This window comes from Paenibacillus sp. HGH0039, from assembly GCF_000411255.1.
In the GTDB taxonomy this organism is placed as follows: domain Bacteria; phylum Bacillota; class Bacilli; order Paenibacillales; family NBRC-103111; genus Paenibacillus_F.
The window spans coordinates 503079-520216 of sequence record NZ_KE150413.1; the positions used below are offsets into that span (position 1 = coordinate 503079).

The 17138-nt window shown below is 54.9% G+C and carries 18 protein-coding genes; 12 read left to right on the forward strand and 6 right to left on the reverse strand.

What is annotated here, in order from left to right; translation table 11 throughout:
* Positions 1–73 precede the first annotated feature (73 nt).
* Positions 74–292 (forward strand): hypothetical protein, encoded by a 219-nt coding sequence (locus HMPREF1207_RS16565; protein WP_009672203.1) that lies wholly within the window; start codon positions 74–76, stop codon positions 290–292.
* Between the two features lie 314 nt (positions 293–606).
* Here HMPREF1207_RS16565 and HMPREF1207_RS16570 read toward each other — a convergent pair whose 3' ends face one another.
* Positions 607–1020, reverse strand: coding sequence for a DUF2621 domain-containing protein (locus HMPREF1207_RS16570; RefSeq protein WP_042229966.1), 414 nt, complete (start codon positions 1018–1020; stop codon positions 607–609).
* A 167-nt stretch (positions 1021–1187) separates the two neighbouring features.
* Between HMPREF1207_RS16570 and HMPREF1207_RS16575 the strand changes: the two genes are divergently transcribed.
* Both HMPREF1207_RS16575 and purU read left to right on the forward strand, forming a co-directional pair.
* Positions 1188–2315 carry a deoxyribonuclease IV gene (locus HMPREF1207_RS16575; RefSeq protein WP_009672265.1) on the forward strand — a complete coding sequence of 376 codons (1128 nt, stop codon included), beginning with the start codon at positions 1188–1190 and terminating at the stop codon, positions 2313–2315.
* A gap of 81 nt (positions 2316–2396) precedes the next feature.
* Positions 2397–3284 (forward strand): formyltetrahydrofolate deformylase, encoded by an 888-nt coding sequence (gene purU, locus HMPREF1207_RS16580; RefSeq protein WP_009672196.1) that lies wholly within the window; start codon positions 2397–2399, stop codon positions 3282–3284.
* A 122-nt stretch (positions 3285–3406) separates the two neighbouring features.
* On the opposite strand, the gene HMPREF1207_RS16585 is transcribed toward purU, so the two are convergent.
* Positions 3407–3868, reverse strand: a complete 462-nt coding sequence (locus HMPREF1207_RS16585) for a hypothetical protein (protein ID WP_016423825.1) — start codon at positions 3866–3868, stop codon at positions 3407–3409.
* A gap of 151 nt (positions 3869–4019) precedes the next feature.
* Between HMPREF1207_RS16585 and tkt the strand changes: the two genes are divergently transcribed.
* A complete protein-coding gene (gene tkt, locus HMPREF1207_RS16590) occupies positions 4020–6041 on the forward strand; it encodes a transketolase (protein ID WP_009672164.1) in 2022 nt (673 codons plus the stop codon).
* 79 nt (positions 6042–6120) lie between these two features.
* Positions 6121–6438 carry a pyrimidine/purine nucleoside phosphorylase gene (gene ppnP, locus HMPREF1207_RS16595; RefSeq protein WP_009672106.1) on the forward strand — a complete coding sequence of 106 codons (318 nt, stop codon included), beginning with the start codon at positions 6121–6123 and terminating at the stop codon, positions 6436–6438.
* Between the two features lie 731 nt (positions 6439–7169).
* On the opposite strand, the gene HMPREF1207_RS16600 is transcribed toward ppnP, so the two are convergent.
* The gene (locus HMPREF1207_RS16600; RefSeq protein WP_009672260.1) at positions 7170–8069 is read right to left on the reverse strand and encodes an NAD(P)-dependent oxidoreductase; all 900 of its coding nucleotides are present in this window, start codon (positions 8067–8069) and stop codon (positions 7170–7172) included.
* A gap of 361 nt (positions 8070–8430) precedes the next feature.
* Between HMPREF1207_RS16600 and HMPREF1207_RS16605 the strand changes: the two genes are divergently transcribed.
* The 3 genes from HMPREF1207_RS16605 to HMPREF1207_RS16615 all read left to right on the forward strand — a co-directional run bounded on the left by HMPREF1207_RS16605 (position 8431) and on the right by HMPREF1207_RS16615 (position 11297).
* A complete protein-coding gene (locus HMPREF1207_RS16605) occupies positions 8431–9786 on the forward strand; it encodes a glucose-6-phosphate isomerase (RefSeq protein ID WP_009672059.1) in 1356 nt (451 codons plus the stop codon).
* A gap of 196 nt (positions 9787–9982) precedes the next feature.
* The gene (locus HMPREF1207_RS16610; RefSeq protein WP_009672084.1) at positions 9983–10621 is read left to right on the forward strand and encodes a YigZ family protein; all 639 of its coding nucleotides are present in this window, start codon (positions 9983–9985) and stop codon (positions 10619–10621) included.
* Positions 10622–10655: 34 nt separating this feature from the next.
* Entirely contained in the window at positions 10656–11297 is a 642-nt protein-coding gene (locus HMPREF1207_RS16615; RefSeq protein ID WP_009672155.1) for a TetR/AcrR family transcriptional regulator, read from the forward strand.
* Here the strand turns inward: HMPREF1207_RS16615 and HMPREF1207_RS16620 are convergent.
* A complete protein-coding gene (locus HMPREF1207_RS16620; protein ID WP_009672144.1) occupies positions 11278–11679 on the reverse strand; it encodes a secondary thiamine-phosphate synthase enzyme YjbQ in 402 nt (133 codons plus the stop codon). The genes HMPREF1207_RS16615 and HMPREF1207_RS16620 overlap by 20 nt on opposite strands.
* A gap of 204 nt (positions 11680–11883) precedes the next feature.
* Here HMPREF1207_RS16620 and HMPREF1207_RS16625 point away from each other — a divergent pair, with 204 nt between their 5' ends.
* From HMPREF1207_RS16625 to HMPREF1207_RS16635, 3 genes are all read left to right on the forward strand, one after another.
* The gene (locus tag HMPREF1207_RS16625) at positions 11884–12108 is read left to right on the forward strand and encodes a DUF1128 domain-containing protein (RefSeq protein ID WP_009672213.1); all 225 of its coding nucleotides are present in this window, start codon (positions 11884–11886) and stop codon (positions 12106–12108) included.
* Positions 12109–12346: 238 nt separating this feature from the next.
* On the forward strand, positions 12347–12625 hold the full coding sequence (locus HMPREF1207_RS16630; protein ID WP_016423826.1) for a hypothetical protein: 279 nt from the start codon (positions 12347–12349) through the stop codon (positions 12623–12625).
* Positions 12626–12784: 159 nt separating this feature from the next.
* The gene (locus HMPREF1207_RS16635) at positions 12785–13471 is read left to right on the forward strand and encodes a hypothetical protein (protein ID WP_009672180.1); all 687 of its coding nucleotides are present in this window, start codon (positions 12785–12787) and stop codon (positions 13469–13471) included.
* Positions 13472–13561: 90 nt separating this feature from the next.
* On the opposite strand, the gene HMPREF1207_RS16640 is transcribed toward HMPREF1207_RS16635, so the two are convergent.
* Entirely contained in the window at positions 13562–13852 is a 291-nt protein-coding gene (locus HMPREF1207_RS16640) for an alpha/beta-type small acid-soluble spore protein (protein WP_009672077.1), read from the reverse strand.
* A gap of 285 nt (positions 13853–14137) precedes the next feature.
* Positions 14138–15154, reverse strand: a complete 1017-nt coding sequence (locus HMPREF1207_RS16645) for a glycosyltransferase family 2 protein (RefSeq protein WP_009672148.1) — start codon at positions 15152–15154, stop codon at positions 14138–14140.
* 257 nt (positions 15155–15411) lie between these two features.
* On the opposite strand from HMPREF1207_RS16645, the gene HMPREF1207_RS16650 reads away from it, so the two are divergent.
* Positions 15412–16911, forward strand: coding sequence for a catalase (locus tag HMPREF1207_RS16650; RefSeq protein WP_009672160.1), 1500 nt, complete (start codon positions 15412–15414; stop codon positions 16909–16911).
* Positions 16912–17138 lie beyond the last annotated feature (227 nt).

Below are 17138 nucleotides of genomic sequence, written 5' to 3' on the forward strand. Positions count from 1 at the left end.
TCTTATAATAATTTACAAATACAGAATGTAACAAGTTGCGACAACAAGAAGCAAAATGAAGAGGTGTGTGAGGATGAAAGCTTTGGATTTGGTCTACTGCATTCACTGCGGTTCGATTGTGTCCCGGACACAGGCGGATCACATTTTCAAAACCGGATTTTACCGGGTGTCGGTACCGCTGGCAAGCTGCAAAAGCTGTGCAACCCCGAATTCGAACACCACGGGCTGTCACGATCTGCCGCATCACGGACGTTTGAACGAGTACGAGACTCGCCTTCCGTTGATGGCGTAAAGCAGAACCGGGTTACATGCTCCCCAAGTCGGTAACGTTCAGGTCAGGGAAAGTAGGATGAGAAGAATGGTTGTTGAGGGGGATAAAGCATGGAAGCCTTGGCTCCGCTGGCTGATCAGCTCGCTTTATTTGCTTCTGGGGATCGTTTCATTGGCGCTGGGCCTCTGGCTGTTCTAGCCGATCCCGCCGCGTTGTGTGCCGCTTTGACTTTGCGTAAAAAAATGACCGCTCCTGTCCCGAGAGGGCCGAGCGGTTTTTTTGGCGTGTACCCCGATCAGACTTCCTGAAATCTTCCTGCGAGTATAATAGAAGAATCAGGAATTGATCAGATGTTTGTAAGGCGTGTAATCAATCTTCTCGCGTTCGAGGAAATTCATCAGGCTCCGGTAATCCCGCTTGGGAGTGGCGATGATATAACCTTTGATGCAGTGCTCGCGTGTAACTTCCGCCGCCTCTTCTTCCAAGGCGATCTGCCCGATCTTGGCCGCGATGGAGTGCTTGGCGATGTCACGGAACGGGCCGGGTACAGGGGCGACAAGTTTGTTAAGAAAGGCTTTGGAATCGTCCGTCCACATATGGCGGGATTTCTCCACGTAATAGTTCTGCCAGTCGAGCTTGGATTTTCCGTCGGCCTTGGGGAGCACTTTCAGGAATTTGCGGAACATAAAATAACCGCCGATCGCCATCAGACCAATGAGGACAAGGGGCCAGAAAGTAATAAACCACATAAACAGGGAGTTGTTCAAAACTCGTCACCTCGGAATCTATTATTCCCGCGCTGGGCCAGGTTTAAGCACTGGATCTCTCTTGAAATTATACCTTATTTCTGGCTTTCTTGCGACATTGCCTGTAAAATAGGGGGAAAAGATTTTACTAAGCAAGGAGCCTATTCCCTATGATTAAAATCGGTTCACACGTTTCATTTTCCGACAAAGGCTTGCTGAATGCGGCCCGGGAAGCTGTTTCGTACGGCTCCGGCACATTCATGATCTATACGGGTGCACCTCAGAATACACGGCGCAAGCCTATTGAAACGCAATATATCGAAGAGGGCCGGGAAGTCATGCAGGAGCACGGGATCGGCGAAATCGTCGTTCATGCCCCTTACATCATCAACCTCGGTTCCTACAAAGAGAACACGTACGAGCTGGCGGTCCAATTCCTGCAGGATGAAATCCGCCGCACGGACTATCTGGGCGTTAAAAATATCGTGCTTCATCCCGGCGCTTTTACGGACAAGGATGCGGAGTACGGCCTCGCCCGCATTTCGGAAGGGCTGAACGAAGTCCTCGCCGGCGTCAAGGACACGGGTGTGCATATCGCCCTGGAAACGATGGCGGGCAAAGGCACCGAGATGGGCCGCAGCTTCGAGGAGCTGGCGCTGATTATCGACAAGGTCGAAGACAACGGCCGCCTGACGGTATGTCTGGATACCTGCCACATCCACGATGCAGGGTATGATGTCGTAGGCGACCTGGACGGCGTGCTGGACCAGTTCGACCGCGTGGTCGGTCTGGACCGCATCGGAGTCGTCCACCTGAACGACAGCAAGAATCCGCGCGGCGCGTCCAAAGACCGCCATGCTCCGGTCGGAGCGGGCTGGATCGGCTTCGAAGCGATGAACCGCGTCGTTCATCACGAGAAGCTGATCGGCCTGCCGATGATCCTGGAGACTCCGTGGATCGGGAAGGACCCGAAAACCCAGCGTCCGATGTACGAAGCGGAAATCGCGCTGCTCAGCGGAACCGTCTTGGAACGGTTCGGCGAATCCTTCGCGGAAGACGTGGAGCGGCTGGCTTTCTTTTTCGAGAAGAAAGAAGTCGATCCGCGCGGTTTCGTCCTGCAAACCTGGGAGCTGCTCAAAACCGACGCGAAAGCCAAGAAAGCGGACGGACGCGAACCGATGGAGCGCCTGTACGACATGATCGCGGAAGAGCATCTGTTCCCGGAGCTGACCGAAGAGCAGATCAATCAGCGTCTGACGGCATGGTTTGCCGGCAAAGATCTGCTTAAATCTTTGTAAGTGAACGGTTAACGCCGTTTCATCACCGGCTCGGACCGGATAGGTGACTATTTTGCAGGTACAAAGGAGAATCCAGTAGAGATGGCAGCAGCAAAAACGTCCGGCGCAGCCGGCAAGCAAAACCGCGGCAGAATGCTCATTTCCTGCCCGGACCGGCCTGGAATCGTGGCCGCGGTATCCAAGTTTTTGTCCGAATACGGGGCGAACATCGTCCAGTCGGACCAGTACACCATGGATCCGGAGGGCGGCATGTTCTTTATCCGGATCGAATTTGACTTAACCGACCTTGAGCAGCGCAAGCCGCAGCTTGAGGCCGATTTTGCCGGAGTGGCGGCCGAATTCTCCATGGACTGGAGCCTGTCGCTGGCCAGTCAGAGAAAACGCCTGGCGATCTTCGTGTCCAAGGAAGATCACTGTCTGCTTGAGCTGCTGTGGCACTGGCGCGCCGGGGATCTCGACGCGGATATCGCCATGGTCGTCAGCAACCATCCGGATATGGCGCCGCTCGTCGAGCCGTTCGGTATTCCGTACCACCATATTCCGGTAACTCCGGATACGAAAGCCGAGGTGGAGAAGCGCCATCTGGAGCTGCTCGAAGGCCAGGTGGATCTGATCATCCTCGCCCGGTACATGCAGATTATTCCGGCTTCTTTTATCAAGCATTACCAGAACCGGATCATTAATATCCATCATTCCTTCCTTCCGGCTTTCGTCGGAGGCAAACCTTACGCGCAGGCTCACGGGCGGGGAGTTAAGCTGATCGGGGCGACCGCGCATTACGTGACCGAGGAGCTGGATGGAGGTCCGATCATCGAGCAGGACGTGCAGCGCGTCAGCCACCGCGACAATGTCGACGATTTGAAGCGCATCGGCCGCCATATCGAGCGGATCGTCTTGGCAAGGGCCGTTTCCTGGCATACGGAAGACCGCATCCTCGTTCATCAGAACAAAACGGTCGTATTCAGCTAGAACCGCAGCCGTGGAGCGATATCGTACCGAGGCTTATTCAGAAAGAAATCCGAAGAGGCTTTTCTGCCGCTTCGGATTTTATTAAAGGAGCATTCCTCTGGACTATGTCGCTTTAAAGCGGTTCATTCCTTTTTAGAGGCTTGCAGAGCTTTTGTGCCTAAGGCGGCGAGTATCACGCCGTAAAGAAGGTGGCCCGCGATCCACCAGATCATGGCGGTTACATCCGAAAGGACGGGTGTTTTCGCCGATACGGCCAATTGGGTAAGAGGTACGAACAAGGGGATAGGCGAGATGCCGAGCAGGATCCCCGGCAGCCACGGTTTTCCCGTACGTCCGAGCAGAATCGCGTACAGGAAACCGATAAGAACCGAAACGGCCAGATGCAGGGTCAGTTCGAACCATTCAGGCTGACCGCTCCCAAGACCCGGGATAAAGTCGACATTGAGCAGCAGCGTATAGACGCGGGAACCTGCAAAGAATTCCACGGCTTTAAAAAGCAGAGCGAGTGCGGCCCCGGGCACCAGCCCGAAAGCAAAGCCCCGCAGGACAAGCATGTTTCCGTTTTCAAAAAAAGGGCGGCTCATCCGCTCCTCACTCTCCCTTGTCACCATGCGGGCGCTAACACCAAGGACTGACATTGCGGTTTCGGATTTTAGCTTTATAATGGAACTAAAGCTTCAATATTGGTGAGAATAACAACAGTATAACACGAGACCATTCATAGGAGGATACACCATGTCTGCAAGCAATACGCCTATTCAGCAACTTGCCGTTCACACGATCCGTACACTCGGAATCGACGCTATCGAGAAAGCCAAGTCCGGTCACCCCGGCATCGTTATGGGAGCCGCGCCTATGGCTTATACGCTGTTCGCGCATCAAATGACCCATAACCCGGCCAACCCGACATGGATCAACCGCGACCGCTTTGTCCTGTCCGCAGGCCACGGCTCTATGCTGCTTTACGCGATTCTGCACCTGACGGGCTACGATCTTCCGATGGAAGAAATCAAAAATTTCCGCCAGTGGGGCAGCTTGACTCCGGGACATCCCGAGTTCGGTCACACGGCGGGCGTTGACGCGACAACCGGTCCGCTCGGACAAGGTATCGGCATGGCCGTAGGTATGGCGATGGCCGAAGCCCATCTGGCAGGCCTGTACAACCGTGAAGGTTACCCGGTTATCGATCACTATACATACGCCATCTGCGGAGACGGCGACATGATGGAAGGTGTGTCTTCCGAGGCCGTCTCTCTGGCCGCAACCCTTAAACTGGGCAAGCTGATCATGATGTACGACTCCAACGACATTTCGCTCGACGGCGATCTGCACGTTTCCTTTACAGAGAATGTTCAAAAGCGTTTCGAAGCTTACGGCTGGCAGGTGCTCCGCGTAGAAGAGCAGAACGATCTGGAAGCCCTCAACCGTGCGGTTGAAGAGGCAAAAGCCGACACCACCCGTCCGACTCTGATCGAAGTGAAAACGACGATCGGCTACGGCAGCCCGAACAAAGGCGGCAAAGGCGGACATGCCGGACCGCACGGTTCCCCGCTCGGTCTGGAAGAAGCCAAGCTGACGAAGGAATTCTACAAGTGGAACTACGAAGAAGATTTCTATGTTCCTGAAGAAGTCCGTGAGCATTATGCGGCGGTTAAAGAAAAAGGCATCCAGGCCGAGCAGGCATGGAGAAAGCTGTTCGACGACTACCGCAAAGCTTTCCCTGAGCTCGCCGAGCAGTTTGAACTGGGCGAAAGCGGCAAGCTTCCGGAAGGCTGGGACCGCGATCTGCCGGTTTACACGCCGGAAGACAAGGCTCTGGCAACTCGCGCCGCTTCCGGTAACGCGCTGAACGCCGTAGCGAAGAACGTTCCGTTCTTCTTCGGGGGTTCCGCCGACCTGGCAAGCTCCAACAACACGGAGATTAAGAACGCTCCGATCTTCAATGCGGAAAATTACGCGGGCCGCAACATCTGGTTCGGCGTGCGCGAATTCGGAATGGGCGCCGCCCTGAACGGAATTTCCCTGCACGGCGGTCTCCGCGTATACGGCGGCACGTTCTTCGTGTTCTCCGACTACCTGCGTCCGTCGATCCGCCTGGCTGCCCTGATGAAGCAGCCGGTGATCTACGTCTTCACGCACGACAGCATCGGCGTAGGCGAAGACGGCCCGACTCACGAGCCGGTTGAACAGCTTGCGGCTCTCCGCGTCATTCCGGGCATGACCGTTCTCCGTCCTGCGGACGGCAACGAAACGAGCGAAGCTTGGCGTTACGTGATGGAGCACAATGACGGACCGTACGCACTCATTCTGACCCGTCAAAACCTGCCGCAGCTCGAAGGCTCCGCCAAATCTGCGCGCGAGAACTTCTCCAAAGGCGCTTATGTCGTATCCGACGCGCCTAACGGCAAGCCGGACGCGCTTATCCTTGCGACGGGATCGGAAGTTCAGCACGGTGTGGCCGCTCAGAAGCTGCTCGCCGAAGAAGGCATCCAAGTCCGCGTTGTCAGCATGCCGAGCTGGGAGCTGTTCGAGAAGCAGTCCCAGGAGTACAAGGATTCCGTCCTGCTTCCGAATGTCAAAAAGCGTCTCGGCGTAGAGATGGCTTATCCGCTCGGATGGGAGCGTTATGTAGGCGATGAGGGTTCTATCCTCGGAATCAGCACGTTCGGCGCTTCGGCTCCGGGCGATCTGCTCATCAAGGAATTCGGATTTACGGCAGAGAATGTCGCCAAGCGCGTCAAAGAACTGCTTAAATAAATAAAGGAATGCCATCCGGACGACCGCTTCCACAGGGTCGTCCTTATGTGCAGCCGCCAATCACGAGGGGGAGAACAGGTTGTCGAATTTCGAAGGAGTTACCGTAGTCAAGAAAGCGAACGTTTATTTTGAGGGAAAAGTGACCAGCCGTGCCGTTCTGTTCGCGGATGGCACGAAGAAGACGCTGGGCATCATGCTTCCGGGGGAGTATGAATTCGGTACGGACTCCAAAGAGATCATGGAAATCCTGGCCGGCGACCTGAGCGTCCTCCTTCCCGGCGAATCCGATTGGACGGACATTCAGGGTGAAGGGGAGTTTACCGTCCCGGCTAACGCGAAATTCAAGCTGAAAGTCCGGACCGTCACGGATTACTGCTGCTCTTACATCGCGGAATAGGCTTTCGGCTACGTCTGCGGGCCAGTACGTCTGCGGGTATACGCAACAGCAGGCAGCACGAAACTGCGGGCAGTACGCGACCGAGGTACACGCAACAGCATGCATACGCAGGGCGGGCTGTACAGCAACAGCAGGTATGTGCGACAGAAGATATACGCGGCTGCGGGTATACGCAACAGCAGGCAGCACGAAACTGCGGGCAGTACGCGACCGAGGTACACGCAACAACAGGCATACGCAGTGCGGGCTGTACAGCAACAACAGGTACACGCATTGCAGGTATACGCAGGCAATACGCGAGCGCGGGCAATACGCGAGTGCAGGCCATACGCAGCGTAATGCACCACAGCAGGCAATAGAAAAGGCCCTTCCGAATGCAGCGTTCGGAAGGGCCTTTCTTGCCGTGCGGAGCTCTCCGCACGCGGTGTTTGGCTTCGCACGACGATGGTCCACCGGAGCCCGGGTTTCAGGGGCGTGTGCCCCCTACGGATCTCGCGAGAGTACGCAGGCGGAGCGGCGAGCTTACTCCGCCTATGCTAGCTTGTTTTACACGGTATGCGGCAGTACGCGATAAACACCGATAGAACCGAATGCGATGCCGGTGCTATGAATGGACGAATGCCGCGTATTCAACGATTACGAGTCCCTATACGGCGGATAAATCACGAGGCAAGCGGAGATGCAAGCCCGGTCAGCCGCTACGTGGGTACCCGCCGGTTTCAAGGCGCGCTTTACCGCTCGCCTTTTTTCTCCACCCGCTCATTCATCCATTCCTCGTAGCACTGGATGGCGGCGGCCAGGTCTTCCTCGCCCAGGCCTTTGCTCAGGCCCATCTGGAAGACGGTGGTGGCTGCATGCAGCATGGGAGCGGGCAATTGGAATTTGCCTGTCAGGTCCGACGCGAGCAGCAGATCCTTCAGCATCAGCTTCAGCGAGAATTGGTTGCTGAAATCGCGCTCGAGGATCTTCGGGCCTTTGAGCTCGGCCTGCTTGCTGTTCCCGGAACCCGCCTGCACGATCTGCAGGAACTGCTCGGGGGCAAGGCCCGCTTTCGTCGCGATCGAGAGGCCTTCCATCAAGCCGATCGCATTGATGCCCACAATCGTGTTGTGGGCCAGCTTCGTATAGGAGCCGGAACCCGACGGCCCCATGTAAAGCACCTTGCTGCCGAGATCGCTCAGCAGCGCATGCTGGGCGTCGAACACGGGGCGGTCTCCGCCGACCATGAACACGAGCGTCGCCGCTTCGGCAGCGGGCTTGCTTCCCGTTACGGGCGCGTCCAGGAAGTACGCCCCGCGTTTGCCCAGATCGGCGTAAAGACGCTGGCTGAGGGCCGGGGAGACGGTGCTGGAATCAATCACGGTAAGGCCTTCACCGGCCTTCTCCAGAACCCCATTCTCGCCGTAAAAAACGCTCTCGATGGCGGAATCGTTGCTCAGCATCGTGAACAGAACCCCGGCGCCGGAGACGGCTTCCGCAGGGGTTGCGGCAAGCGAAGCGCCCGCCTGGACAAGTTCCGCCGCTTTATCGGCACTGCGGTTGTATACGGTGACCGCGTACCCTTTGCGGAGAAGATTCAGGGCCATCGGAGCGCCCATGGTGCCTAATCCGATAAATCCGATTTGTTTCATCACTAATCACCTCGTTTAGAGTCACGCCAGACACGATAATTTCACTTGCAGTTTGTCCGGAAAGCTTTTATAGTAAGGAATCAATGCATGCGAAGCCGATGCGCCGGGTGTTTTCGGAGAATAAATCCGCCGCCCTGGCAATACTACCGAAGGGTTGTCGGGCAGGCCCCGCCCGCACGTATCCGTTCTATGAAGCCGTCCCCGCAAGCGTTTGGGTGAAGGTACGGCACTAGGCGTTTTTCCTATTGTAGCACGTTTTGCGGAGAGGCAGCATGCCTCGGGCGCGTGACTTGCGGACAGCGGCACAGAAGCGGTATGCTAGAGGAAAGAACCAAGTAAAAGAACCGAGGAGGAGAGAAAGTTGACCCAGAAGCTGCAATTTGATTACAGCAAGGCGCTTGACTTCGTTGCCCAGCACGAAATTGATTACCTGGCCGGGCCGATCCGTACCGCACATGACCAACTGCATAACGGAACCGGAGCCGGTAGTGATTATTTAGGGTGGATCGATCTTCCGGTCGCTTACGACAAAGAAGAGTTCGGCAGAATCCAGAAGGCGGCGAAACAAATTCAATCCGATTCCGAAGCGCTTGTCGTGATCGGCATCGGCGGCTCCTACCTGGGGGCTCGCGCGGCGATTGAAATGCTGTCCCATTCTTTCTATAACCTGCTTGATAAAGACAAGCGTAAAACTCCGGCCGTGTACTTCGTCGGCCAGAATATCAGTTCTACATACGTAACGCACCTTCTGCAACTGCTGGAAGGCAAAGACTTCTCCGTAAACGTCATTTCCAAATCCGGAACGACGACGGAGCCGGCGATTGCTTTCCGTATTTTCCGCGAGCTGCTGGAGAAAAAATACGGCAAAGAAGCCGCGCGCAAGCGCATCTACGCCACGACCGACCGCGAGATGGGCGCTCTTAAGCAGCTTGCCAACGGCGAAGGCTACGAGTCCTTCGTTATCCCGGACGATGTAGGCGGACGCTACTCCGTGCTGACGGCCGTAGGCCTGCTGCCGATCGCCGTGGCCGGCATCGACATCGAAGAAATGATGCAGGGCGCGGCCGACGCGCGCGAAGCTTTCTCCAGCCCCGAGCTGAGTGAGAACGCGAGCTACCAGTATGCGGCTGTCCGCAACGCGCTCTACCGCAAAGGCAAAACCACGGAGATTCTCGTGAACTACGAGCCTTCCCTGCATTATGTATCGGAGTGGTGGAAGCAGCTTTACGGCGAGAGCGAAGGCAAAGACAACAAAGGGATCTTCCCGGCTGCCGTCGATTTCACGACAGACCTTCACTCCATGGGCCAATTCATCCAGGAAGGCAATCGCAACCTGTTTGAAACGGTTCTGTTCGTAGACCAGTCCGCAGAGGAGATCGTCATCGGGACCGATGAAGAGAACCTGGACGGGCTTAACTTCCTGAGCGGCAAAACGATGGATTTCGTGAATAAAAAAGCGTTCCAGGGCACTATGCTGGCTCATACGGATGGAGGAGTGCCTAACCTGATCGTGACACTGCCTGACACTTCGGCGCACACGTTCGGTTATATGGTCTACTTCTTCGAAAAAGCATGCGGCATCAGCGGTTACCTCCTCGGAGTAAATCCGTTCGACCAGCCGGGTGTGGAAGCCTACAAGAAGAACATGTTTGCGCTGCTGGGCAAGCCCGGCTACGAAGAAGACAAAGCCAGATTGGAAGCTCGTCTGAACGGTTAGTTTCGTCCAGACAGAACCGGTATCGGGCTCTATAAGCCGATTTTCGACGAAAACAGGCCTTTTCCTTCGGGATTAGGTCTGTTTTTTATTGGAAATAATCTTAGAACTAAATTAACTATTGTACTAATATTCTGATTTGTGTAAAATGATATGAAACAGAAGGCGCATTCGTTAGGAAATGGAATGAAGAAGCGACATGATAGCATCCTACAGAACGGTACAGAAGCATGGAGCCGATGAAATCATCATCAAACGTTCCCGGTTTATCGGTCAGGCGTTGCAGGTTTCGTCCGAGGAGGAAGCGCTTGCTTTTATTGCCGGCGTGAAGAAAGAACACTCGATGGCGACCCACAATTGCTCCGCTTATATGATCGGGGAACGAAATGAGATTCAGAAACAGTCGGATGACGGGGAGCCGAGCGGCACAGCCGGCAAGCCGATTCTCGAAGTGATCCGGAATATGGATCTCAAGAACGTGGCCGTGGTCGTCACCCGGTATTTCGGCGGTATTATGCTGGGAGCCGGCGGGCTGATCAGAGCCTACACGGATGGCGCCGTCGCGGGAATACAGGCCGCGGTGCCCGTTTACAAAGTAAGTCATCAGGAACTGCTCGCTGAAATCGATTATACTTGGCTGGGTAAAGTGGAGAATGAGCTGCGGAACCGCAACATGCGGATGGGCGATACGGAATTTACCGACAAGGTTATCCTCCGGTGCTATCCCTTATCTGCCGAAGCGGATTCTTTCGCCGACTGGTTTACCGATTTGACCCAAGGTCAAGGAAACATCATACGCGGCGAACATACATATATCGAACATAGCGAGCTACCCTAACAATTTCATACACCACCGAAGCGGAGGGATTCTTATGGCGAGGAAGGCAGTCGCTCAGGAACTTAGCAGAGAGCGGATTCTTGAAGAGGCCAGGGAGTTATTCGTAACTCGCGGTTATCGCGCTTTAACGATGCGAAGCATCGCTAAAGCAATGGGTTACAGCCATGGCGCGTTATACTATCATTTTAGAGAAAAAGCAGAGCTGTTCAATGCGCTCATTCTGGAGGATTTCGGCATACTTCTGCAGCGGCAGCGGCAAATCATCGTCGAATCCGCTGTTCTCGGGGTTCCCCTGCTGCAGAAACTGATGATGGAGTTTATCCGGTTCGGGTTGGAGAACCCGCATCACTACGAAATCATGTTTATGATCCGGGACGAGGAGCTGCGCCAGTACTCGCGTACCGAGCAGGCGAAATGTTTCGATCTGTTTGCCACGGTCGTACGCCAGGTCATTTCCGGAATGCCGGACAAAGAAGATCAGGAATACCGGCTCCCATGGAACTTGTTCATGTCCATGCACGGATTCATCTCGCATTCCATTCATTACGGACAGACGTACGAGCTGGTGGAACAGCTTGCCGAAGAGCATGTGCAGCTGCTGTGCAGCAACATGGTCTCCACGGCGGCCCGTTCCGAATCTTCCAAAGTCAGTCTGGTCAATCACGAATCAGCTTAACGGTAAACGTACGGCTGCGGGGCCCGTCAAATTCGCAGAAGTAGATTCCCTGCCAGCGGCCCAGTTGAAGGCGGCCTCCGCGGATAAATACGGTTTGCGAGGCTCCGACGGTCATGGCTTTCAGATGAGCGGCCGTATTGCCTTCCGCATGACGGTCGCGCGGGTGCTCCCAGGGAAACACTTCATCCAGGCGCATGAGTACATCTCTTTTTACATCGGGATCGGCATTTTCGTTGATCGTAATTCCTGCCGTCGTATGAGGGCAGTATACAATGGCGGTGCCGTCTTCCAGACTGCTCTCCTGAACCAGCCTAGCCACGATGTCTGTAATTTCAACCATTTCGTCCCGTCTGCGGGTAACAAGATCGTAGGTATGCAGCATAAGCGAATTTCCTCCTTGCGGCTTTTGTAACCAGCGTGCAATAAGGGTTGGAGGCCTAGGAAGCCGAACAGGCTGCGTATCCTCTTGTATGCGCGGCGTGGTCAAGCCCGGGCTTGGGTCAGATTCTATCGTAACGGACGGGATTTCCGGTGTCAAAACGTGTTACAATAAAAGCATAACCGGATAACGAGAGGATGAAACGCATTGGATTTGGCGGTATGGTCGGAACGGAATGTAGAGTATATGTTCGACGAAATCAAAACCAAACTGAGAATGGCGACAGGCGGATCGATTAAAGCGTCCAACTTTAGCCAGGAACAATATGAAGATCTTAAGGATCTGTACGATCTGGTGATGAGCAAACCCAATTTCAGCATTAGCGAAATTGACGCGATCACAACGGAACTGGGCAAGCTTCGCAAGGCCTGAAGCCTGCTTACCCTTTTGTGAAAAGCCTTTCTGCATGGAGATGGATTCTTCCGGCAGGGGGCTTTTTTCTATGAAAAAAAGACACCTTCCTTCTGCTTGCACTCCTCGCACTCTCTTGGAAAGAATACCTTGACCCAATAAAACAGGGAGAAGGGACAGCTATCCAATCGGGCCGTTAGCTGGCCGCATATGGTGTAAGGTAGCATGCATGATTCGCTGAAAAGGGAGGTATTACGGTATGAGTTCCACACTTCGTAATGACGCGTCCAAACTAGTTGGTCAGAACATCGTGGCCGTTCGCAAGGATGGTTCCATGGTCAGAGGCAAACTGGTACGTATTCAAGGTGACCAGCTGATTCTCGAGCCTCAAGAGGGAACCGCTCAAACAAAAGCGTTCGTTCCTCTCGTCTTGTTCGATTTGCTTGCCATCGGCACATCCCCGTTTGTCAACGGATTCGGTTTCGGCGGCGGTTTCGGTTACGGCGGCGGTTTTGGCGGCCCCGGATTTTTCTGGTAAGAGCGAGACAGTACAACAGGTTCCGGTTACGGGACCTGTTTTTTTTAGTTGCGGGCGGGCTTGACCCAACACTAAAGGTACGGCTCCGGAATAGTCTGGTGTGTATAAGGCGGCGGGATACGCTGCGTTTCTTGAAACAAGCGGAAAGAGGGGAAGAAGATGAGCGGAGGAAAGAGCGAGTTCGACTATGAAAAAGAGTGGGAACGGAAATTCGGATTTCGTTCCGGTGAGATTCCTTCGTTTTCCTCCATTTTTGGAGGCGGGGAGACTTTATTTACCGAGCTGTCCAAACGGATTTCAGAAGACCCGGAAAACACGGTGTGGCTGGACCAATGGCTGGATAAGCTCCTCCGGGAGGCAATGCCGGGCTACCGGATTCCGGAGTGGATGGGAACCGATTGGGAAAACGAACCGGCCGGGGGTCCGGCGGACCAGAGCGCGCAGGGAGGCACTCCGCCGCGCGGCGGGGAGAAACGCCGGGCGAGCGGAGATCAGCCTGCCGTCGCCCAGCTTCCCGCGGCCAATCTCTTTTCCGGCCGAAAGCCGGTTAAAGGCCTCGCTGCGGGAAGCAAGAAGCGGCAAACCGCCAAGGTCAAGGCGGCGGAGCCTTTTGCCTATTCGATAACCGAGGGCGCGGGCGGGCTGATGGTTATCGTGCAGCAGCCTTCGGGGATACGCCCGGGAGAGATTGAACTGGCGGCGGACAGGTCGAGCATCCGCCTTAGCGGCAACCGGATTGGCGGGAAGCAGATCATTCGCCTGTTCAGGCCTATCCGGCCGGGTTCATGCCGGATGACCCGCGAAGACGGCTGTCTGGTCATCCGGGCCGATTTGGCCCGCCGGTGACGGATGGATTCGCGGTTTTATGCTCCTCCGCGCAGAGCGGCTGCACTTGCGGGCAGTCAACCTTGCAGGGGGCGTTCCGGCGTTCCGGGATCACTTCGGTCCGCTGCGTTCCGCCAGCTGCTTCTGCGCCATCCGGACAAGCTCCCGCACCATGCGGCCGCCGATTTCGCCGCCGATTTTACCGGCATCCTCGGTGCGAAGCTGACCGTTGTTGCCCGGCTCCAGAGGCACTCCAAGGGTGCGGGCGACTTCGTATTTAACCAGGTTCGGCTGATCGTCGGACACGTTGTAACCCGCGTCCCTCATAACCTGGCTCTTGAACTTATCCAGACTGCGCTCGCTTCCGGGAACAGCGGCTCTGCGGCTTCGTCTTCTTGCCATGCTATCACCTCCTGCGGTTAGGATGCCCAAGAGTTCCCGGAGTATCAAGGGGTCAGCGGTATCCGGTCCGGTAAGATAGTCATAAGCCTCGGAGCCTGAGGCAGCCCGTATAGAAAAACACCGTGCGCAGTAAGCACACGGTGTGATGACAAGACTAGGGGCATAAGGCTCGCAGCGCAGAGGTAAGCCCCGTGCTGAAGCTGGCCGTCAGGATATCCCGTCCCGGGATTCCGGCAAAAGGGCGAATGCCCATAATTTCACGGAAAACCGGTTCCCGTCTAAAAACTAACGCCTCGCTCGTCCCGCTCCTACCGGAATTCGGTCAAAGTCTGCCGGATCTGCATAGTCTTGCTGCGCCGGGATTGACTTTTCGATGAGATACAAGGGACGTTGTTTGACCTCCCGGTAGATTTTGCCGATATATTCTCCGATCAGCCCCAGGGCAAGAAGCTGCACTCCGCCGATAAACCAGACGGATAAAATAAGAGAAGTCCAACCGGAAGCCGTCGTTCCCCATAATTTAGAAATGATGGCGTAAGCGCCGGCGAACACGCTGAAGATGGAAAGCAGAAATCCCGTGATCGTCACCATGCGGATCGGTTTGACACTGAAGGACGTAATCCCGTCCAGTGCAAAAGACAGCATTTTGCGCAGCGGATACTTCGATTCCCCGGCAAAACGTTCTTTCCTCTCGTACATGACCTCGGCCGTACGCAGTCCCAGGAGCGGGACAATCCCCCTCAGAAACACATTGACTTCCTTATAGCGTGACAAATAATCCAGCGCGCGTTTGCTCATAAGCCGGTAATCCGCATGATTGTTCTTAATCTGGACGCCCAGACGTAGCATTAATTTATAGAAGGATTCGGCGGTCGTTTTTTTGAACCAGGTGTCGGTCGTCCGGTCGCTGCGGATTCCGTAAACGATCTCGGCCCCCTCCAGATACTTAAGTACAAATTCGCGTATCGCGTCCGTATCGTCCTGCAGATCCGCATCGATGGAAATCACGATGTCCGATGTATGCCGCGCCGTCATCAAACCTGCAAGCAGGGCATTCTGATGGCCCGCATTCCGTGCGAGCTTAACGCCTGTTACATAGTCATGGGAACGGCTGTATTGATCGATAAGCTCCCAGGTCCGGTCTTTGCTGCCGTCATCGACAAGAAGCATCACACTTTCTCTTGCGACAAGCTTTTCTTGGATGAGGCGGTCCAGAACCGCGCTTAACCGGCTTACCGTTTCCGGGAGAACTTCTTCTTCGTTATAGCAAGGCACCACGATTGTTAAAATAGGGCTCGACATCCTGTAAAATCTTCCTTTCTTATCCTGGACTGGACATTGCTGCTTCCCACCGGATTATTCTTATTGTAAACAAGCACGGTCGGTTAAAGCAATTGCCTTCTCGTCGGAATTTGTAAAAATCAGGCGATTTTATTTCTACATTAAAATCATTATAATTTTATAGTCATTCTATTGACGAAGACAAGAAGACGATGCTATACTACCGTCATGACATTGATAATCATTTTCATATAATAATAATTATAAAGAGGTGCAGAATGAATCCACATCGTCCTTATCTCACAACAAATCAAGGCACGCCCGTTGCCGACAACCAGAATTCAAAGACAGCCGGTACTCACGGCCCGACGCTGCTCGAAGATTATCACCTTTTGGAGAAACTGGCTCATTTTGACCGCGAGCGTATTCCGGAGCGTGTCGTGCACGCGCGGGGTGCGGGGGCGTTCGGAGTATTCCGGCCTTATGCCAGTATGAGCGAGTATACGAAAGCCACTTTTCTGCAAGACCCTTCCATTGAAACGAAAGTGCTTGTCCGCTTCTCGACGGTTATTCATCCGAGCGGATCGCCGGAGACGCTTCGTGACCCCCGCGGCTTTGCGGTTAAGTTCTACACGTCCGAAGGAAATTATGACCTCGTCGGCAACAATTTGCCCGTATTCTTTATCCGCGATGCGCTGAAATTCCCGGACATGGTTCACTCGCTGAAGCCGGCTCCGCATACAAATGTTCAAACGCCAAATCACTTGTGGGATTTCATGTCGCTTTCTCCCGAATCGACCCACATGCTGACCTGGGTCTTCTCCGACCGAGGCACTCCCGCCAACTACCGGGAAATGGACGGATTCGGGGTGCATGCCTTCAAATGGGTAAACGCGGAAAGCAAGGTCGTTTACGTCAAATACACCTGGAAATCGCTCCAAGGTGTCCGTTCCTTAAGCCGCAAAGAAGCGGAGGAGCAAGGAGGCCGCGACCACAATCACGCGACGCGCGATTTGTATGACGCTATCGAGGCGGGCAATTATCCGGAATGGGAGCTGAATGTGCAAATCCTGGAACCGGAGCGTTTGGATCAGTTCAGTTTCGATCCCCTCGATCCGACGAAGGAGTGGCCGGAAGATCTTGTTCCGTTCGTTAAAGTAGGACGAATGACCTTGAACGAGAATCCTAAAAATTTCTTCGCCGAAGTCGAGCAGTCGGCTTTTGCGCCAAGCGTGCTTGTGCCGGGGATCGAACCCTCCGAAGACAAACTTCTGCAGGGCCGTCTGTTCTCCTACCCGGATACACAGCGCCACCGGCTGGGACCGAACTATATGCAGATTCCGGTAAACTGCCCTTATGCGCCGGTCCGCAATTATCAGCGGGACGGTCAAATGGCGGTTCGCCAGGACCATTCGCCGATCAATTACGAGCCGAATTCCTACGACCATTCGCCGAAAGAAGCGGGAAGCACCTATGCGGAGAGCGAGAATCCGCTGACGGGCTCCACTACACGCCGCAAAATCGAGAAAACGGATGATTTCACGCAGGCAGGCGAGCGTTACCGCCGGATTACGCCGGAAGAACGCGCTAACCTGATCGATAACCTCGTGAACGACCTCAAACAAACGGACATGCAAATCCAGCTTCGCGCCGTCTGCAATTTCTTCCGTGCCGATGTGGAATACGGGACACGGCTTGCGGAAGGGCTTGGAATCGATCTCAGCGGTTTTATTCCGCAGGGAGCGGGTTCCGGTTCCGGACAAATGCCTCCGCGTTAATTTGTCACGGGTAAGAGCCTGGGAAAAGCAGCGCGGCAATGTTCTTCGACAGTATCGGGTTAAGCGGCCCGCCGCCATGCAGAAGGAATTCCCCCCTTCCCGCATGGTGTCACGGCGCCCGCTTTCGCGGATGGTCGAAGGGCACCGGCCGCTCTATCGTTTCCGGCGCGAGGTTTTTAAGATAGATGGCCCTGTGGTCCATCGGCTCGAGCAAGGATGCCGTAGGC